14 protein-coding genes and 1 pseudogene are annotated in these 17341 nt (G+C 71.5%); 3 read left to right on the forward strand and 12 right to left on the reverse strand.

Annotated features, from left to right (window positions below; genetic code table 11):
• Positions 1-231: 231 nt before the first annotated feature.
• The 6 genes from V5F53_RS13345 to V5F53_RS13370 form a co-directional block, all read right to left on the reverse strand.
• Complete coding sequence (locus V5F53_RS13345) at positions 232-780, reverse strand: hypothetical protein (RefSeq protein WP_393995364.1); 549 nt, start codon at positions 778-780, stop codon at positions 232-234.
• A 79-nt stretch (positions 781-859) separates the two neighbouring features.
• On the reverse strand, positions 860-2560 hold the full coding sequence (locus tag V5F53_RS13350; protein WP_393995363.1) for a TolC family protein: 1701 nt from the start codon (positions 2558-2560) through the stop codon (positions 860-862).
• Between the two features lie 5 nt (positions 2561-2565).
• Positions 2566-4470 carry an FUSC family protein gene (locus V5F53_RS13355; RefSeq protein ID WP_393995362.1) on the reverse strand — a complete coding sequence of 635 codons (1905 nt, stop codon included), beginning with the start codon at positions 4468-4470 and terminating at the stop codon, positions 2566-2568.
• Complete coding sequence (mdtN, locus tag V5F53_RS13360; RefSeq protein WP_393995361.1) at positions 4454-5461, reverse strand: multidrug transporter subunit MdtN; 1008 nt, start codon at positions 5459-5461, stop codon at positions 4454-4456. Before mdtN ends, V5F53_RS13355 begins: the two co-directional genes overlap by 17 nt.
• A gap of 45 nt (positions 5462-5506) precedes the next feature.
• Positions 5507-5845 carry a YtcA family lipoprotein gene (locus V5F53_RS13365; RefSeq protein WP_393995360.1) on the reverse strand — a complete coding sequence of 113 codons (339 nt, stop codon included), beginning with the start codon at positions 5843-5845 and terminating at the stop codon, positions 5507-5509.
• Positions 5846-6024: 179 nt separating this feature from the next.
• Positions 6025-6573 (reverse strand): GNAT family N-acetyltransferase, encoded by a 549-nt coding sequence (locus tag V5F53_RS13370; RefSeq protein ID WP_393995359.1) that lies wholly within the window; start codon positions 6571-6573, stop codon positions 6025-6027.
• Between the two features lie 283 nt (positions 6574-6856).
• On the opposite strand from V5F53_RS13370, the gene V5F53_RS13375 reads away from it, so the two are divergent.
• The 3 genes and pseudogenes from V5F53_RS13375 to V5F53_RS13385 form a co-directional block, all read left to right on the forward strand.
• Positions 6857-7891, forward strand: coding sequence for an alpha/beta hydrolase family protein (locus V5F53_RS13375; protein ID WP_393995358.1), 1035 nt, complete (start codon positions 6857-6859; stop codon positions 7889-7891).
• Between the two features lie 57 nt (positions 7892-7948).
• The gene (locus tag V5F53_RS13380; protein WP_393995357.1) at positions 7949-8416 is read left to right on the forward strand and encodes a PaaI family thioesterase; all 468 of its coding nucleotides are present in this window, start codon (positions 7949-7951) and stop codon (positions 8414-8416) included.
• 296 nt (positions 8417-8712) lie between these two features.
• Positions 8713-9027: pseudogene (locus V5F53_RS13385) on the forward strand (integrase core domain-containing protein); the annotation flags it as partial.
• A gap of 523 nt (positions 9028-9550) precedes the next feature.
• Here the strand turns inward: V5F53_RS13385 and ftsH are convergent.
• The 6 genes from ftsH to tolA all read right to left on the reverse strand — a co-directional run bounded on the left by ftsH (position 9551) and on the right by tolA (position 17335).
• On the reverse strand, positions 9551-11473 hold the full coding sequence (gene ftsH, locus V5F53_RS13390; protein ID WP_393995356.1) for an ATP-dependent zinc metalloprotease FtsH: 1923 nt from the start codon (positions 11471-11473) through the stop codon (positions 9551-9553).
• Positions 11474-11654: 181 nt separating this feature from the next.
• A complete protein-coding gene (gene tilS, locus V5F53_RS13395; protein ID WP_393995355.1) occupies positions 11655-12695 on the reverse strand; it encodes a tRNA lysidine(34) synthetase TilS in 1041 nt (346 codons plus the stop codon).
• On the reverse strand, positions 12682-13611 hold the full coding sequence (gene ybgF / locus V5F53_RS13400) for a tol-pal system protein YbgF (RefSeq protein ID WP_393995354.1): 930 nt from the start codon (positions 13609-13611) through the stop codon (positions 12682-12684). Before ybgF ends, tilS begins: the two co-directional genes overlap by 14 nt.
• A 364-nt stretch (positions 13612-13975) precedes the next feature.
• Positions 13976-14467, reverse strand: a complete 492-nt coding sequence (pal, locus tag V5F53_RS13405) for a peptidoglycan-associated lipoprotein Pal (protein WP_393995353.1) — start codon at positions 14465-14467, stop codon at positions 13976-13978.
• Between the two features lie 390 nt (positions 14468-14857).
• A complete protein-coding gene (gene tolB / locus V5F53_RS13410) occupies positions 14858-16195 on the reverse strand; it encodes a Tol-Pal system beta propeller repeat protein TolB (protein ID WP_393995352.1) in 1338 nt (445 codons plus the stop codon).
• Positions 16196-16345: 150 nt separating this feature from the next.
• Positions 16346-17335, reverse strand: coding sequence for a cell envelope integrity protein TolA (tolA, locus tag V5F53_RS13415; protein WP_393995351.1), 990 nt, complete (start codon positions 17333-17335; stop codon positions 16346-16348).
• Positions 17336-17341: the final 6 nt, after the last annotated feature.

Consider the following 17341-nt stretch of genomic DNA (forward strand, 5'->3'; position numbering starts at 1 on the left):
GGTGGCGCGGGCATCCCGGCACCGGGCCCGCCCGCCTTCGAGAACCGCGCCCGCATCGAAGACGGCACGTCATGCCATTGGCTCCGGTCTTCGACCGGTGCCAGGTGGGTCCGCTCAAGCGCCGCGCGGGCAACGAGAGGATCGGGGCACGCGGCGGCGCCCCTCAGCCGGGCGGCGACCGCCGCGCCCGAACAGCCGCGCCCGAACAGCCGCGCCCGCTTGGCGGCGATGTCACCGCAGGTGCAGGCGCAGCCAGCGCCACATCACCCGTGCCCGCGCCCTCAGTTCCGGCAGCCGGAGCCAGATCGAGAGCTTCTCGCGCACCGCGGCCGACAGCCGGATCACCCAGGCCGCCGCCGGAAGCGTCATCAACTGCGGCCGGCCGGCGGTGTAGACGCGCTCGATCAGCACGAAGCTCACCAGATAGGCCAGCAGCAGCACCAGGCTGCCCATCTTCACATGGCCGTCGGCGATGCGCAGCAGGGCCACGAACTTCACCGGCTCCACCACCGCATAGGGCACGCCGATGAGCGCCAGGATGGCCAGCGGCGGCAGGCTCGCCACCCAGCGCTCGAACCTCTGCACCAGGGCCAGCGCCGCGATCCAGCGTTGCAGCGGCGTGTAGAGCGGGCGCACCAGTTCGTCGACGATGATGAGGATCGCCAGCACCACGCGGAACACCGCCCGCAGCGCCGTCACCAGGGGATTACGCCGCTTGGCGCGCGGCGCGGACGGTCGTTCCGGCATCTCGGCGGAGGGGGCAGGCGGCGCAGCGGGCATCAGCGGGCATCCGGCTTGGTCGGCGAGGGCTGAAGCGGCCATGCCGGCCGCCGAGGCGGGAGAGGAACGGGCGGCACCCTCATGGCCCCGTCAGCACCGCCGGCGCCTCGCGCGAGGTCATGGCGCCGAGCACGAAGGCAAGGTTGGCGGCGGCCACCAGCGAGGCGGCATGGGCGTCGGCCTGCGCCTGCCGCGCAGTCAGCAGGCCGCTGTCGGCGGCGGTGGCGACGGTGATGGTGCCGACCCCGCTGCGATAGGCCTCAAGCGCGGCATCATAGGTGACGGCCGCGGCCTCAGCCAGCGCGCTCGCCGCGCGGTGGGAGGCCAGCGCCGAGCGCAGGGTGTGCGCGCTCACCACGATCTCCCGCGCCGCCTCGTCTTTGGTCTTCTGGAAGGTCGCCTCGGTGGCGGCGGCCAGCGATTGCACCGTCTTCAGCTGCGCCGCGCGCAGGCCGCCGTCATAGATCGGCATGGTGGCACCCAGCATCACCCCGGAGGCGGAGGATTGCTGGCCGATGGTGGGCAGGCCGGTGGCGCTGAGGCTGGTGGTGCCGGTGGCCGCCACCGCGCCCAGGAACACCTTGGGCATGAAGCCGGCTTCGGCCGCCGTAATGCCGGACTGCGTGGCCTTCATGGCCGAGAAGGCCGCCAGCACGTCCGGCCGCTGCGCCAGGGCAGCGGTGATCATCTTCTCGGTCGGCGCGCCGACGCTCTCCGGCAGGCGGCGGCCGCTCGCCACCTTCACCTTCAGCTCGGTCACGGGAGACACGCCCATGGCGGCAAGCAGGGCCTGATAGGTGTCGCGCTCGGCGCCCTGCGCCTGCACCAGGCCAAACCGCGCCTGAGCCACCTGCTGGCGCGCCTGCGCCACCTCCACCGTGGTGCCGAGGCCCCGGCCCATGCGCTCCTGGGCGGCATCCTCGATCCTGCGGCTGTTGGCGAGGTTCTGCTCGGCCAGCGCCACCCGGCTGCGCGCGGCCCCGTGCACGAAATAGGTGCGGGTGACGTCGAAGATGATCTTCTGGTGGGCGCCGTTGAACAGAACGTTGGCGGCTGTGGCATTGTGGCGGGCGGCATCCGCCAGGGCATTGCGCTGGCCGAAGTCGAACACCAGCCATTGCAGCGCGATCTGGGGCGAGATGCCATCGATGGAAGTGGTGGCCTGATTGACGCTGCCCACCGCCACTGGCAACGATGCCGCCACCTTCTGGTAGCCGCCGATGACGTTGGCCGAGATGTAGGGCAGGAAGGTGGCTTCCACCATGCCGGTGGCGAGCGCCGCCTGGCGCGCCTGCTGCCACGCCACCCGCGTCAGCGGATTGTGGCTCTGGGCGATGTCGATCAGCTCCGGCAGGCCGTACGCCTTGTCGCGGGAGAGGCCAGGCGTGGGCGCCAGCGCCGCGACCTCGGGGGCCGGCGGCACGCTGAAGTCGCGCACCGGCTCGGGGGCGGCTGGGATCCCTGACGCGGCGGCCTGCGACGCCTCCGCCCCGCGCGGCGCATCCTCCGGCCGGGGCTCGGATGCCGGCGTTGCAGCCGCCTCGGTCCGGGGGGTCCAGGGCTGGGACGGGTCCGCCGGCGCGGTGTCGAGGGCGCTCACGGCGCACCCCGCCAGCGCCAGGCCGGCCAGGGCGGCACAGGCCAGCGCGCCGGCCGCGCGCCGGGCTTCCACCCGGAATGCCTGCAGGCCGATCCATCCGATCGTGGCCCGGCTCCACCACCAGCGGCCGGGACTCGACCTGCGCCCGGGCTCCATCGGCTGCCGCTGCCATCGCGCCATGGCCATCACCCCGCCGCCAGCCGTTCGATGCGCCACAGGCGCGGAGCAAGGTTCCCGTCCCCCGGGCCCCCGCCCTCCCCTGTCTCGTCCGGGCCGGGGAAGAGCCGCCCCCCGGCGGGCGATGGAGCGATGCGCCTGGCCACCTCCGCGAGCCGGCGTGCCACGTCCGCCTCGGGCTCCGGCGCGAACAGCACCGCCGGCAGCAGCCCCCGGGTCTCCTCCACCAGCCCTTGCAGCCGGGCCAGCCCCGCCGGGGATGGGCGCTGCGAGGCCGGCTCGAACACCAGCAGCATCAGCTGCTCCCGCGCCGCCGCCAGCTCCGTTTCCACCTGTGCCGCCTCGGCGGTGGCGGCGCGCCGCGCCGCGGGGGGCAGCGCCGCCAGCCGCGACAGGCCCGCCAGCGCCCGCGACAGGCGCTCGCGCACCTCCACCGCCGCGCTTTTCGGCCAGATTCCGGTGAAGAACAGGTAGACCACCACGTTGCCGAGCAGGATGCCGACCACGCGGTCGCGGCCGGAATCCATGTCCAGGCTGGGCGAGAAGCCGTTGAGGGTGGTGAGCAGGAACGCCAGCCCCACCTGCACCCCCGCGTAGGAGATGCGCGCGCTGCCGGTGGACACCCATGCTGCCACCAGCAGCGCGCAGAACACCAGCGCCATCAGCCCGCCCACCGACGTCAGGGCGGGAATGACGAACAGAATGGCGGCGAACCCCATGGCTGCCCCCACGAGACAGCCGGAAATCCGCAGCACCAGCTTGCGCACCGTCTCCCCCGTGGTGCTCAGGGCCGCGACATAGCAAGTGATCATGGCGGTGTGGATGCCCTGCCAGTCGATCAGCGAGTAGATGATGTAGCAGGTGAGCGCAGCGCCGGTGGTCTTCAGCGCATAGCGCTGGTAATCGGGATTGGTGAAGGCATCGGCGGCGAGGAACGGGGGCTTGGCCGCCGCCGTGCCGGTGCCGCCATCGGCCTGCGACAGGCCCTCAAGGGCGGCCCACGCCGCGCCCTCGGCGGCGCCGGCGGCCGGCGGCATGTCGGCCGCGCCGGACGGACGCCGGCCCGCCGCCACCCCGGCGGCGGCGGCGCGGCACCGCGCGACGAGCGCCGCGCGCGTTTCGGCGGCAAGGTCGGCGGGCAACGCCGCCACCGCCAGCAGCAGGCGGTAGCTCGTGGTCGCCGCGCCCGACAGCCAGCGGACGGCGGGCGACGGGGCGGTATGGAACAGGCGGGCCAGCATCGCCTGCTGGTCGCCGTCGGCGAGGCCGCCACCCAGCTCCGCGTCCAGACGCTCCCGCCCGGCACCCTCCAGCGCCTCGGCGGCGCGCGTGAGGCGCCTGGCGACGCACGCCCGCAGCAGGCGATGGGGCGAGGCGCCGAGCACGAGGTTGAACACGATCATGGCCACCATCGGCATGACCGCCATCTGCCACGCATAAAGCAGGCCGCGGGTCGCCACCTCGCCCACCGGCAACTGATCCACCAGGGTCAGGATGAAACCGATGACCAAAGCGATAATGGAGCCGATCTCGCCGAGCTGCGAGGCCGAGCCCAGAAACACGAACGCGAACGAGGTGCCGGCGATGATGACGATGCGCAGCAGCGGAAAGGTGGCGGTCGCCTCGATCACCGGCGCCAGCGACAGCACCACCACGCTGGCGAGGATGATGAGGCCGATGGCCTGGCCCACGCACTCCGCCCCGCTGGGCCGGGCGAGGAAGATCACCAGATAGCAGCCGATGGCCGATTCCGGCACCTTGTAGACCATGGCGATGCCGGCCACGATGGCGCACAGCAGCGCCACCCGCCAGGTCTGGCCGAAGCGGCCGGGAAAGGGCTGGAGATCCTGCCAGACGCTGCGCAGGGTCTGGCGGGCCATGCCCCGCCACACGGCCTCAGCAGCGGGTGCCATGGTGCACGGTCGTGGTGGCGGAGGCGCCCACCCGCATCAGCGCGTCGGGCGGGTCCAGCAGGCGGATGCGGACCGGGAAGCGCTGCGCCACCCGCACCCAGTCGAGGGACTTGGGCACGATGGGCATGTTGCGCGGCAGCTTGATGAGCTCCTCGGAGGCGACACCCCAGCCGATGCCATCCACCCGCCCGCGCATGGGCATGGTGCGGTCGGCGAGCGCATAGACGGTGGCGCAATTGCCCACCTCGATGCCCGGCAGCTCGGTTTCCAGATAGGCGGCGGAGGCATACCACGCACCGGTATCGATGAGCGTGAACACCGATTGGCCGGGCAGCACGAACTCGCCAGCGGCGACGGCAAGGCCCACCACCTTGCCATCGAACGGGGCGCGGACCTGCGTCTGCTCCAGCGCCCGCTCGGCCAGCCCCAGGGCGGCGCGGCGCGCCTCCACCAGGGCGGTGGCGGCGGCCACGTCGCTCACCAGCACGTCGGCGGCGGCCTGCTGCTGCAGCGCCTGTTTCAGGCTGATCTCGGCGTCGCGGTGGGCGGTGGCGGCGTCGTCCACCTGCTGGGCGCTCACATAGCCCTTGGGCCGCAACGCCTCCAGCCGGGCCAGGGTCTGCGTGGCGAGTTCAAGGTTGGCCCGCGCCCGCGCCACCTGCTCGCGGGCGATGGCCGCGTTGGAGCGCTCGGCCGACACCGCCCGCTGGCGATCGGCCAGCGCCGCCTCGGCGATCCGAAGATCGGCGGCCGCCTGCTCCACCTGCAAGCGATAGGTGGCGGGATCGAGCGCCAGCAGCACATCGCCCTGGCGCGCCGATCCGTTCTCCCGGACACCGAAGCTGGCGATGCGGCCGGGCACTGCGACGGCGACGTTGACCGTGTCGGCGGTGAGAATCGCGTCCTGCGACAGCGGATTCAGCTCCGCCGCGCGAAAATAGCGCCAGCCAAAGGCGACCGCCACCGCCACCGCCACCACGGCGACGACCATCCCCACTCGGCCACGCGGCGCGGGCTTGTCCTCGCCCTCCATGGCCTAGCGCCCGAAGCTCAGAAGCGACACGAGGAAGCCGATGCCGGCCGCGATCGCCACATAGACCGGCAGGCGCGCCGGCAGGACATCGTCCACCCCGAGCCGCACGAACACCAGCCGCACCGCCACCGCGCCCAGGATGCCCACCAGGGCGCACGCCAGCCAGGACGGGAAATAGGCGCCGAAAAAGGCAATGGACGGCGCCCCCGCCGGCGCGCAACCGGCCAGCACGCCCGCCGGCGCCAGCACCGCAGGCCCCACCGCCGCCACGACCCGGCGCGCGGGACGCGCGCGCGCGTCATGCCCCCGGTTCCCGCCACTCAATCCGGAACGACGCAGCAAGGACCCCAACCTTCCCTCGCGGAGGAGACGGAACGACGACCCGGCCCCCGGCGCACGCGGCGAGCGACCGCGAACGGATGAAAATCGTTAACGGATTGGTAGCCGAAGGGGGCCGCGCGGACAAGCGGGCCCTGGCCCGTCCTCACCGTCCGCCGGGGACGCCCCCGGCGCCGGAGGCTTCACCAGCGCTCGCCGTCCGTGAGCCACAGCACGTGGCTGCTCCAGGGCGCGGGGGTGGCGAAGCGGGCATAAGCGCGCTGTGCCGCCTCCTGGTCCGGCGGCGCCAGCCAGCGCACGTGCACCCAGCCCCGCGCCCGGCCGCGTGCCGCGATGGCCTCGATCAACCCTTGCGCCAGCCGCCGGCCGCGCGCCTCGGGAGCGACGTAAAGATCGTCGATCTGGCCGGCGCGGCGGCCGGAAATGGCCTCCGGCAGGTCGAAGAACACCGCGAAGGCGACCAGCCGCCCGCCAAGGAACGCGCCCAGCACCTCGGCCATCGGATCTTCAAGCAGCCGCGACGCCGCTCCGGCCTCCACCGGAGCCCCCCCGGCCGGATCGGCGGCGGGGCGCGGCCGCGCCGGGTCAGGAAAGGAGCGCGACGGCCCCGCATGGCGCAAGGCCTCGCCATACGAGGCGAGGAGCACCGCCAGGGTGTCCGCGTCGCCAAGCTCCAATCCCCGGAAGGCGATCGCGAAGGGCTCCGGCTCGACGTCCACTGTCCATCCCATGCCAGCTTTCCCTTCGCGCCCCAGGTCCGGCCCGCCACGGCCCGACGGCGACCGCGGCCAGTCCATTCGAGCACATCGCGGGTCGGCTTGAAACCGGCGGGGTGCCCCGGGGGGATGGGCGAGGTGGCCGCAGCCCCCCGCACGGCACACCATCCGCCATCGGCCCGCGCGCGCGCCCGCAGGTTGCGTCCACCACGAGCCGGGCGTCCGGCGCGTGGCGATGTCAGGCCGGCTGCGCCATATTCGCAGGAATCGCCCCGCCGCCGCGACGAGAGGCCCCCAGATGACGCTTCCGCCCTCACCGCCCGGCGCTGCCGGCACCCCCTTCCGGATCCGCGCCGCCGACGGCGTGCCGCTGGGCGGCTTTCTGTGGCGCCAGGAGGGGGGCAGCCCGGCGGGGGCGGTGGTGGTGATCTCCGGCGCCACCTCGGTGCGCTGTCGCTACTATGAGCGGTTCGCCCGCTATCTGGCCGCGCACGGTTTCGGCGTCGTCACCTACGATTACCGTGGCATCGGCGAATCGCGTCCCCCGTCGCTGCGGGGCTTTTCCGCCGATTGGGCGGATTGGGGCGAGCACGACCTGGACGCGGTGCTGGGCCACGCCCGCGCCTGCTTTCCCGGCGAGGCGATCCACGTGGTGGGCCATTCCATCGGCGGATTCGCCATCGGCCTTGCCGCCTCGAACCGCGACATCTCCCGCATCCTCACCGTCGGCGCCCAGTTTGCCTATTGGCGGGACTACGCCGCCGCCGCCCGCCGGCGCATGGTGCTGAAATGGCATGTGGCGATGCCGCTGCTGTCGCGCGCCTTCGGCTACCTCCCGGCCAAGCGTCTCGGCTGGATGGAAGACACGCCCGCCGGCGTGGCGCGCGACTGGAGCCGCATGGGCCCGCGTTTCGAGGACACCCTGCGCCGGCCCGCCGCCCGCGCCGGCGCGCCGGTGGCGGAGCTGCTGCGGCACCGGTTCGCGGCTGTCACCGCGCCCATCCTGGCCATCGGCCTCGACGACGACCCCCACGGCACCGAGGCGGCGATCGACCGCCTGCTGGCGTATTTCACGGCCAGTTCGCGCATCCACTGGCGCATCGCCCCCGCCGACGCCGGCCACGCCGCCATCGGGCATTTCGCCTTCTTCCACGACCGCTTCAAGGACAGCCTGTGGCCGCTCGCCTTGGGCTACCTGCGCACGGGCGACGTTCCCTCGGATGCGCCGGGGCGCGCGGTGTCCCACGCCCCCCCTCGCGCCACCGGCGGCCCACCGGCCTTGGGGGTGGAATCCGGGGCGCCGCGCGATGGCGACCCATCCTCCGCCGGGTGACGTCTCCCTGGCGGTCGCGGCCGGGACGCCGCCCAAGCACCAGGAAGGGAAGACAAGATGAGCACTCAGATCGGTGATCCGACGAGCCCGGAGATCGAGCGGCGGGTCCAGGACAGCTTCGCCCGCCAGGGGCTGATGGCGCTTCTCGGCGCCCGCCTCACCGAGGTCCGGCACGGCCTCGTGACCATCCGCATGCCGTTCCGGCCCGAACTGTCGCAGCAGCACGGCTATTTCCATGCCGGCGGCACCGCCGCCATCGCCGATTCGGCCGGCGGCTACGCCGGCTTCACCCTATTCCCGAACGGAAGCTCGGTGCTCACGGTGGAGTTCAAGATCAATCTCATCAACCCCGCCGAGGGCGACGCGCTGGAGGCGATCGGCCGGGTGGCGAAGCGCGGGCGCACCCTGACCATCTGCCAGTTCGAGGTGTTCGCCCTGGCGAACGACCGGCGCACCCCGGTGGCCCTGGGCCAACAGACGCTGATGTGCATGACCGGACGGCCCGACGGCCCGACCGCCGGCTGAGCGCCCCGCGCCGCGCCCGCCCCCAACCGCTTCCAGATCCCGGCGGAGTCCTGAAGGGAAGCGCGCCCGCGGCCCTCCCGGTGGGTCCGTCCTCGACGCGCGTGCCCGGCGACCCGGCCGGGCGCCGCCGGAAACGAAGCCGACCGGCCCGCCGATGACGCTGGACGCACGGTCCCTTGGCCCCTTTCCGCCCCAGGCGCCCCCTCCCGGCGTCTGCCCTATCGCTGCATGCATGCGGCGCTCCGGCCGGCGCGCCGCTGCGCTACGCCAATGGTCCAACCGCACGCGACATGACCCATATGTTCGACATGCGGTGCCGGGAAAACGGCATCGAACACCGCCTGAGCAATGTGAAGCATCCCTGGATCAACGGCCAAGTCGAACGGATGAACCGCACCATCAAGGAAGCTACCGTCACGCGCTTCCACTACGATGACCACCGGAGTTTCAGACCGATCTCGACGACTTCATCACCGCATACAATTTTTGCACGCCGGCTGAAGACCCTCGGGGGCCTCACGCCTTACGAATTCATCTGTGAATGCAGGACAAACGAGCCTGAACGATTCAGCCTCAATCCACTCCATCAAATGCCGGGACGAAACACCTAGCCCCCTTGGCTGAACGCGACGTCCGCCCGCGCCCCCTGGCCGCACCGCCCAAGGTCGCGCGGCCAGGGGAGCCGGTCGCGTGCGGCCGAGCACCGGCCCCGGTCATCATCCCAAGGGCATTTGAGTTTGGGTCAGGGATCCTTGGGCCAGCCCGAGCGACGCCCAAATCCCATTCACATGGCCTCACACAGGCCGGGGCCGACTGCCCCGGCCTCGCGGCCGGCAGCCTTGCTCCGCGCCAAGACCTGCCGGGCGGTGATCGGGCCAAGCCCTTCGGGACCGGCCCGGGTCGGCACCCGCGACAGGGCATTGGGGACCAGGGGCGTCGGGCTCTCGGGCTCAGGAGCCCCCATGGGCCCTCGACCCGGCAGAACGTGGCGCATGCCGCCTGCGGCAACGCCCACACGCGCCCCGGCACCAGTCGCCGGGCCACGAAACCGGCCACGAAAAAGGCCGGTGGGACGATTCCCACCGGCCTTCGCGAGATGTCTTCGGGCCTTTGGCCAAACCTCCCGGAGGAGCGTCAGGCCTGGGGCTGGGGCTCGATGGAGCCGCCGGCGCCGCCGGGGCGCGGCCGGTTCTTCGGAGTCGGAATGGCCGAGCCGCGCGGATTTGCCGGCTCGATCACGCTCTCGCGGTTGGGCGTCTTGCCGTTGATGAGGTCGACGATCTCGTCGCCGGACAGGGTCTCATACTCCAGCAGGCCCCGGGCCAGGGTTTCCAGGTCCGCCGCCTTCTCGGTGAGAATGCGCCGGGCCTCGGCATAGCCCTCGTCCACCAGCCGCCGCACCTCACGGTCGATGGTCTGGGCGGTGGCTTCCGACACGTTCTGCTGGCGCGACACCGACATGCCCAGGAACACCTCGTCCTGGTTGTCGCCATAGGCCACCGTGCCGAGATCGGCGGAGAAGCCCCAGCGGGTCACCATCATGCGGGCAAGGCGGGTGGCCTGCTCGATGTCCGAGGCGGCGCCGGAGGTGACCTTGTCATGGCCGAAGATCAACTCTTCCGCCACGCGCCCGCCCATCATGATGGCGAGGCGCGAGGTCATCTGCTCGTAGCTCATGGAGAGCTTGTCGCGTTCGGGCAACTGCATCACCATGCCCAGCGCCCGGCCACGGGGAATGATGGTGGCCTTGTGCACGGGATCGGTGGCCGGCACGTTGAGGGCGACAATGGCGTGCCCCCCCTCGTGATAGGCCGTCAGCATCTTCTCTTCCTCGGTCATGACGAGCGAACGGCGTTCCGCGCCCATCATCACCTTGTCCTTGGCATCCTCGAACTCGGCCATGGTGACCATGCGCTTGTTGCGCCGGGCCGCCATCAGCGCCGCCTCGTTGCACAAATTGGCGAGGTCGGCGCCGGAAAAGCCGGGCGTGCCGCGGGCGATGGTCTTCAGGTTCACGTCGGGCGCGACCGGGATCTTGCGGGCATGCACCTTCAGGATCTGCTCGCGGCCCACCACGTCCGGGTTCGGCACGATCACCTGGCGGTCGAAACGACCGGGACGCAGCAGCGCGGGGTCGAGCACATCCGGACGGTTGGTGGCGGCGATGAGGATGATGCCCTCGTTCGCCTCGAAGCCGTCCATCTCCACCAGCAGCTGGTTCAGGGTCTGCTCGCGTTCGTCATTGCCACCGCCGAGGCCGGCGCCACGGTGGCGGCCCACCGCGTCGATCTCGTCGATGAAGATGATGCACGGGGCATTCTTCTTCGCCTGTTCGAACATGTCGCGCACGCGGCTGGCGCCCACGCCCACGAACATCTCCACGAAGTCCGAGCCGGAAATGGTGAAGAACGGCACATTGGCTTCGCCGGCGATGGCGCGGGCCAGCAGGGTCTTACCCGTGCCGGGCGGGCCCACCAGCAGCACGCCGCGCGGAATGCGGCCGCCGAGGCGCTGGAACTTCTGCGGGTCGCGCAGGAAGTCCACGATCTCGGTCAGGTCGCTCTTGGCCTCGTCGATGCCGGCCACGTCCTCGAAGGTCACGCGGCCGTGCGCCTCGGTCAGCAGCTTGGCGCGGCTCTTGCCAAAGCCCATCGCCTTGCCGCCGGCGCCCTGCATCTGGCGCGACAGGAAGATCCACACGCCGATCAGCGCCAGGAACGGCAGCCACGACACCAGCAGGCTCACGAACCACGGCACGTTGTCGGACAGCGGACGCGCGGTGATCTGCACGCCCTTGCCATAGAGGCGCTGCACCAGCGAAGGGTCGTTGGGCGCGTAGGTCTGGAACTGGCGACCGTCGGTGAAGGTGCCGGAAATGTTCGGGCCCTCGATCACCACGTCGCGCACGCGGCCCAGATCCACGTCGGAGAGCAGCTGCGAGAAGGAAATGTCGTTCGCGCTCGTGCGCTGGCCCGGGCTCTGGAACAGAGAGAACAAGGCGAGAAGCAGCAGAACGATGATCACCCAAAGGGCGAAATTTCGTAAGTTGGCGTTCATTGAACCCTCGTGGGGACAGCCGAAAGCACTGCTTCGCCCAAGCTGCCCTTACGGAATACAAATCCCGCAGGGCGCCCCTCGGCGGCGACACCTCCCGCACCGTCTGCGCCTTAATCTAGGTGCGCATCCTGGCGTTGCCAAGGCAAACGGGCGGCATGGGGCGTGAAATTGCCATCACGTCTCATGTGGCGCGCCGGGGCGGTGCCCGGGTAACCACGACTTGCCCCCCGCAAACCGCCACCAAAGCCCCCGCCAGGGTGCGGCGAAAAGCGCCGCGCGGCGCGGCGGCTTCCCCCAGATGGGCGCGGAGCGCGACGGTCAGGGCCTCCAGCTTGCCCAGTTCCACCGGCCCCTCACGTCCCAGGGCCGCCAGCGCCCGGCCGAGCAGGCGCAGGGCGATCTCCTCCGGCAGGGCGAGGAAGCCGGCGGCGTCGAAGCGCGTTTCCGCCTTATCCGGCGCCGCGCCCCGGGCCAGCCCCACCGTACGCGCGGCGGCGTCCACCGCCGCCTCCACCGCCGCGTCGAGCCGCGCCGCCCGCCGGGCGAACTGCGCCAGGCGGCGCGCGTCCAGCCCCTCCGCCGCCAGGTGCGGCGCCAGCTGGCGCAGGCGCGCCCGGGTGAAGCGCGGGTCCGCATTGGCCGGGTCCCGCGCGAACGGGACCCCGGCCGCCTCCAGTGTCGCCACCAGCCGCGCCTTCGGCACCCCGAGCAGCGGCCGCAGCAGGGCGACCCCGTCCCGCGCCGTCGCCGGGCGCATGGCCGCCAGCCCGCGCAGGCCCGAGCCCCGGGCCAGGCGGAACAGCACGGTCTCGGCCTGGTCGTCCTCGGTGTGGGCCAGCGCCACCGCCTGCGCGCCCGCCGCCCGCGCCTCGGCCAGCAGCAGGCCGAAGCGCGCGTCCCGCGCCGCCGCCTGGAGGCCGTGGCGCGGCTTGTCCCCCGTCCAGACCAGGGTGCGATGGGGAAGGCCGAGCCGCGCGCTCAGCCGCGCCACCGCCGCCGCCTCCGCCGCCGCCTCCGGCCGCAGGGCATGATCGACGGTGGCGACGAGAAGCTCCGGCCCGCCACCGCGCGTGGCGCGCCAATGGGCCGCCAGCCACAGCAGCGCCGTGGAATCGGGCCCGCCGGACACCGCGACCAGGATGCGGGAGAAGGCCAGGAAACCAGTGAGCAGGCGATCCCGCTCCCGGTCGTCGAGCGGACCGGCGGTGTCAGCAGCCGACACGCTTCTGCTCGCGCTCCACCGCCTGGCGGATGGCGGACGGCGCCCGGGGATACTTGCGGTCCACCTCCAGGAAGGTGGCGCAGGCGGTTTCCTTCTCGCCCAGCCCGGCCAGCGACTGGCCCAGCCGCAGCAGCGCTTCCGGCGCCCGGGTGGAGTTGGGATACTTGGTGGAGACCTCCAGGAAGGACGCCGCCGCGTCCCCGTAGTCCTGGCGCAGGAACAGGCTTTCCCCGAGCATGAAGGTGGCGTCGGGGATGATGCGATCACCGGCATTGGCCTGGATGATCTGGCGATAGGTCTGCTCCGCCCCGGCATAGTCCTGGCGCTGGAGCTGGCCCTGGCCCTGGTCGTAGAGCTCGCGCGGGGTGGCCCCGGCGGGCAGCGCCGCCACCTGCGCGCCCGCCGCCGCGCCGCCAGCCGGGCGGGCAGGCGCCACCGAGGCGCTGGCCGGCGAGCCCAGGGGCTGCGGTGCGCCGGGGGCGACCGGATCGGCGAGGGGATCGAAGGCGTCCGAGCGCTTGCCTGGCAAGGACGCCGGCGCGGCGGGGCGCACCGCCGCCGTGCCCACGTTCACCGGCGGCACCGCGGCGGCCGGAGCCACCCGGCCGCCGGCGCGGGCATCGGCCTCCTCCTGAAGGCGCTTCACCTGGGCCTCGAGCTGCTGGTTACGATACTGCAACTGCTCGATCTGCCCGGTGAGCGTGCGCAGCGCGCCTTCCATGCGATCGAGGCGCAACGCCGCCTCCGAGGCATCGGCGCCGTGGCCGGTGTCCTGCACCGGGGCCGGCGGCTTGAACAGGTTGCCAAAAATGTTGGTATCGGACTGCGCCGCGGCCGGGCCCGCGGCGGCGAGGCCGAGAGCCAGCGCCGGCAGCAGAATGCGGATCGTCCGGAAAGAAGGCTGAATCGAAGGCATGGGGCTCGCAAGGGCTTAAGGCACGCGCCGATCACATCCCGCTCCCGGACGCCGCCGCATCCCGCCGGCCGGGACGGACCCGGGCTTTCCCACCGGAAAACCCGCCAACAGCTTGGCCCGAAACACAAAGACGCGCTCCCGCGTGCCCTGCAGCATAAAGCGGCGATCGCGTCCAAAGTGTGGCCCCGCACCCCGCCCGGCGCGCAACTCCGGCGGCACCACCGGGCCGTTGAGTCCGCGCGCTGAAGGCGGGCCGCTCACGGCCGGGCGCCCAACGCCCGGGCTTGGCGCCGGGGCCACCGGCGCCAAGGGCAAGGCCGGCGCGCGGCGCCGGCTTCACGCCCTTTCGGGCGTCGCCCGCGGATCAGGAACCGCTGGCGTTCAGGACCGTGACCGCGCGGCGGTTCTGCGACCAGCACGAGATGTCGTTGCAGATCGCCACCGGGCGCTCCTTGCCATAGGAAATGGTGCGCATGCGGGCCGGGTCGACGCCCCGGGCGATCAGATAATCGCGCACCGACTGGGCGCGACGGGCGCCGAGGGCGATGTTGTATTCCCGGGTGCCGCGCTCGTCCGCGTGACCTTCGATGGTGAAGGTGTAGCGGTTCCACTGCTGCAGCCACTGGGCCTGGCGATCGAGGATGGAGCGGGCCTGGGGGGTCAGGTCGGTCTGGTCGCTCTCGAAGAACACGCGGTCACCCACGCCGACGACGAATTCCTGCGGCGAGCCCGGAGGGCCGCCATTGCCGCCCATGCCAGCATTCTGGTTCTGGGTGTTGGCGCACGCGGCCAGCGCCAGCGCGAAACCGAACAGGGCCGCGAACCGGAATCCGCGAACAACCTCAAGAAAACGCATTCCGGTGTCTCCTTATCTCAACGCAGACCGGACGCCCTGATCTAGCGGGCACTCGGTTAAGCGAATGTTCTGCCGCGCGCCACCGCGCATCTCTCGATCAAAACCGCATCGAAGACTTGACGCCATGGTTTCCAGACCATTGACAGCCGTGCCGCCGCGCACCCGACGCGGTTCCGCGCCCGGACACCAGCCGGTGGCAAGTTCTCATGCGGGAACAACTCTTTTCGCCACGTCGACGAACCGGCCGACGACTTTATCCCGCCAGCCTTGACCTTCCCCTTCAGTGATGCCGCGCCGTGGCGGGATCATGGCAAGGGTGTGCTGGGGAAAGGGCGCGACCGACACGCCGCGCCCCTGTTGCATGCCGGCCACACTCCGGCCCGCCGCAGGTCAGGAGCGCAGCGGCGACCAGGCCGGATCGGAGGCATAGCTGGGGGTGGGCACGCGTTGTTCGTTATAGCCGGAGACATCCACCGTATAGAGCGAGGGGCCGGAGGCGCCGCCCGGATCGCGAAAGAACATGATGACCCGGCCATTGGGCGCGAAGGTGGGGCCCTCGTTGTGATAGCCCTCGGTGAGCACGCGCTCGCCCGAGCCGTCGGTCTTCATCACGCCGATGGCGAAGCGGCCTTCCGCCTGCCGGGTGAAGGCGATCCAGTCGCCGCGCGGCGACCACACCGGGGTCGAATAGCGCGCATTGCCGAACGAAATGCGCCGCTGGCCGGAGCCGTCGGCATTCATGACATAGATCTGGGAGGAGCCGCCGCGGTCGCTCTCGAAGCAGATCTGCCGGCCGTCCGGCGAATAGCATGGGGCGGTGTCGATGGCCGGCGTGTCGGTGAGGCGGGTCGTCGCCTTGGACCGGAGGTCCATGACGAAGATGTTGGAATTGCCGCCCTGCTGGAGGCTGAGAATGACCCGCTGCCCGTCCGGGGCGAAGCGCGGGGCGAAGCTCATGCCCGGGAAGTTGCCCACCACCTCGCGCTGGCCGGTCTCGATGTTGAGCAGGTACACCCTCGGCTCGCCCTGGGCGTACGACATGTAGGTGATTTCCTGGCTGGTGGGCGAGAAGCGCGGCGTCAGCACCAGCGAGTCGCCGCGCGTGAGGTAGCTCACGTTGGCCCCGTCCTGGTCCATGATGGCGAGGCGCTTGACCCGGCGCTCCTTCGCCCCGCTCTCGTCCACGAACACGATGCGGGTGTCGAAATAGCCCTTCTCGCCGGTGAGCTTCTCGTAGATCACGTCGGCGATGATGTGGGCGATGCGGCGCCAGTTCTCCGGCTGGGCCACGAACTGCTGGCCGGCGATCTGCTGGCCCGCCAGCACGTCCCACAGGCGGAACATCACCTGGAAGCGCCCGTCCGACTGGCGGGTGACGCGGCCGGTGACCAGCGCCTGGGCATTGATGACCCGCCAATCCTGGAAGCGCGGCGTATCGGGATTGGTGATCTGCTCCACGAACGCCTTCGGATCGATGGGCGCGAACAGGCCGGAACGCTTCAGGTCGGCCGAGATCACCCCGGAAATCTGCCGCCCCATGTCGGTCTCCCCCAGGAGATCGGTGATGGCGATGGGGATCGGCTGCGGCGTGCCCGAAGTGATGTCCAGCTTCGTGGCGGCGGACGCGGGCAGGACCTGTGACACGGCGCCGGCGGCGAGAAGACCACCTGCGCCGGCGACGAAGCGGCGGCGGCTCAGCGCGGGTCCGAAGCGATCGAAGGGGGGCATCACGGTGTCGGGGCCTCTGGTGGGTTGGGCCGCTCCGCTGCGAGGAAAAGCCGCGCGACGGCCGTCATGGGGAAAGAGTGGTCGGAAACAGTTAAAGGCGCGCGCACGACCGCGCCATGACGCGGCGGAACACGCGCGCGGGACGCTGAACTAGCGCTCGAACTCCTGGGGCCGGAAAGTGAGATCCATGCTCTTCCATTGCGCATAGGTCTCCTTACGGAACATGGTGAAGGGCTGGCACCGCACCAGCGCGGCGACCGCGGTGCGCGCCACCGCCGGGCCATAGGTGGAGGCGCTGCCGCCGATCACCGACGGCTCGACACGAAGCGTGCCGTCCGGATTGAAATCCACGCGAATCTCCACGAACACCCGCTCCGCCGGCGGAATGCCGGTGGTGTTCCAGCACTGGCGCATGCGAGCGCGGAAGGCGTCGATCTCGCTCATGGAGAGGGTCGCGGCCTGGCCGCTCGGCGCGCCGAGGGAGGTGGTGGTGGAGGTCTGGCTGGCGCTCGCCACCTGGCGGGTGGGGGTGCGCTTGTCGATGAGATCCTTGATCTGATCGGTGTTGAACTCGCGCGGCGGCGTCTGCTGCGCCTCCACCGGACGCGGCGGCGGCGGCGCCGGCTTCTTCGGCGGCAGCGGCACCGGGTTGACCTTGGCCTCTTCCTTGGGCTGGTCTTCCTTGGGCTTGTCGTCTTTCTTGGGCTCGCTCTTCAGCGCCTCGTCCACCTTGGGCTCCACCTTGGGGGGAGCCTCCTGCGCCTTCTGCGGCGCCGGCGGCTTGGGCGGCGCCTCCACCGGCTTGGGCGGGGCCGGCGGCTCCTCCACCATCTTGGGTGCGGGCGCGGGGGCGGGCGGCGGCGGCGTGGTGGCCTCCACCGGCGCGTCCTTGGAAACCTTCAGCCTGGGGTCCTCGACCGGGGTGGGCTCGGCCACCTTCTCCGCCACCTGCTGGGGCTTCTCCAGCTTGGGCGCGGTCTTGGCGCCCTTGGTGAGCTTGGTGAAGTCGGTGGCGGAAATGACATCCACCGGCATGGATTCCGGCATGGGCTCGAACGGCTTCGCCCCGGTGAACGACACCAGGGTGAGAACGAGAATGCCCGCGTGGGCGATCGTCGATGCCGCGAGGCCCGGTTGCATGGCCTT

It is taken from the genome of Xanthobacter cornucopiae (genome assembly GCF_043195065.2).
Taxonomy (GTDB): Bacteria; Pseudomonadota; Alphaproteobacteria; order Rhizobiales; family Xanthobacteraceae; genus Xanthobacter.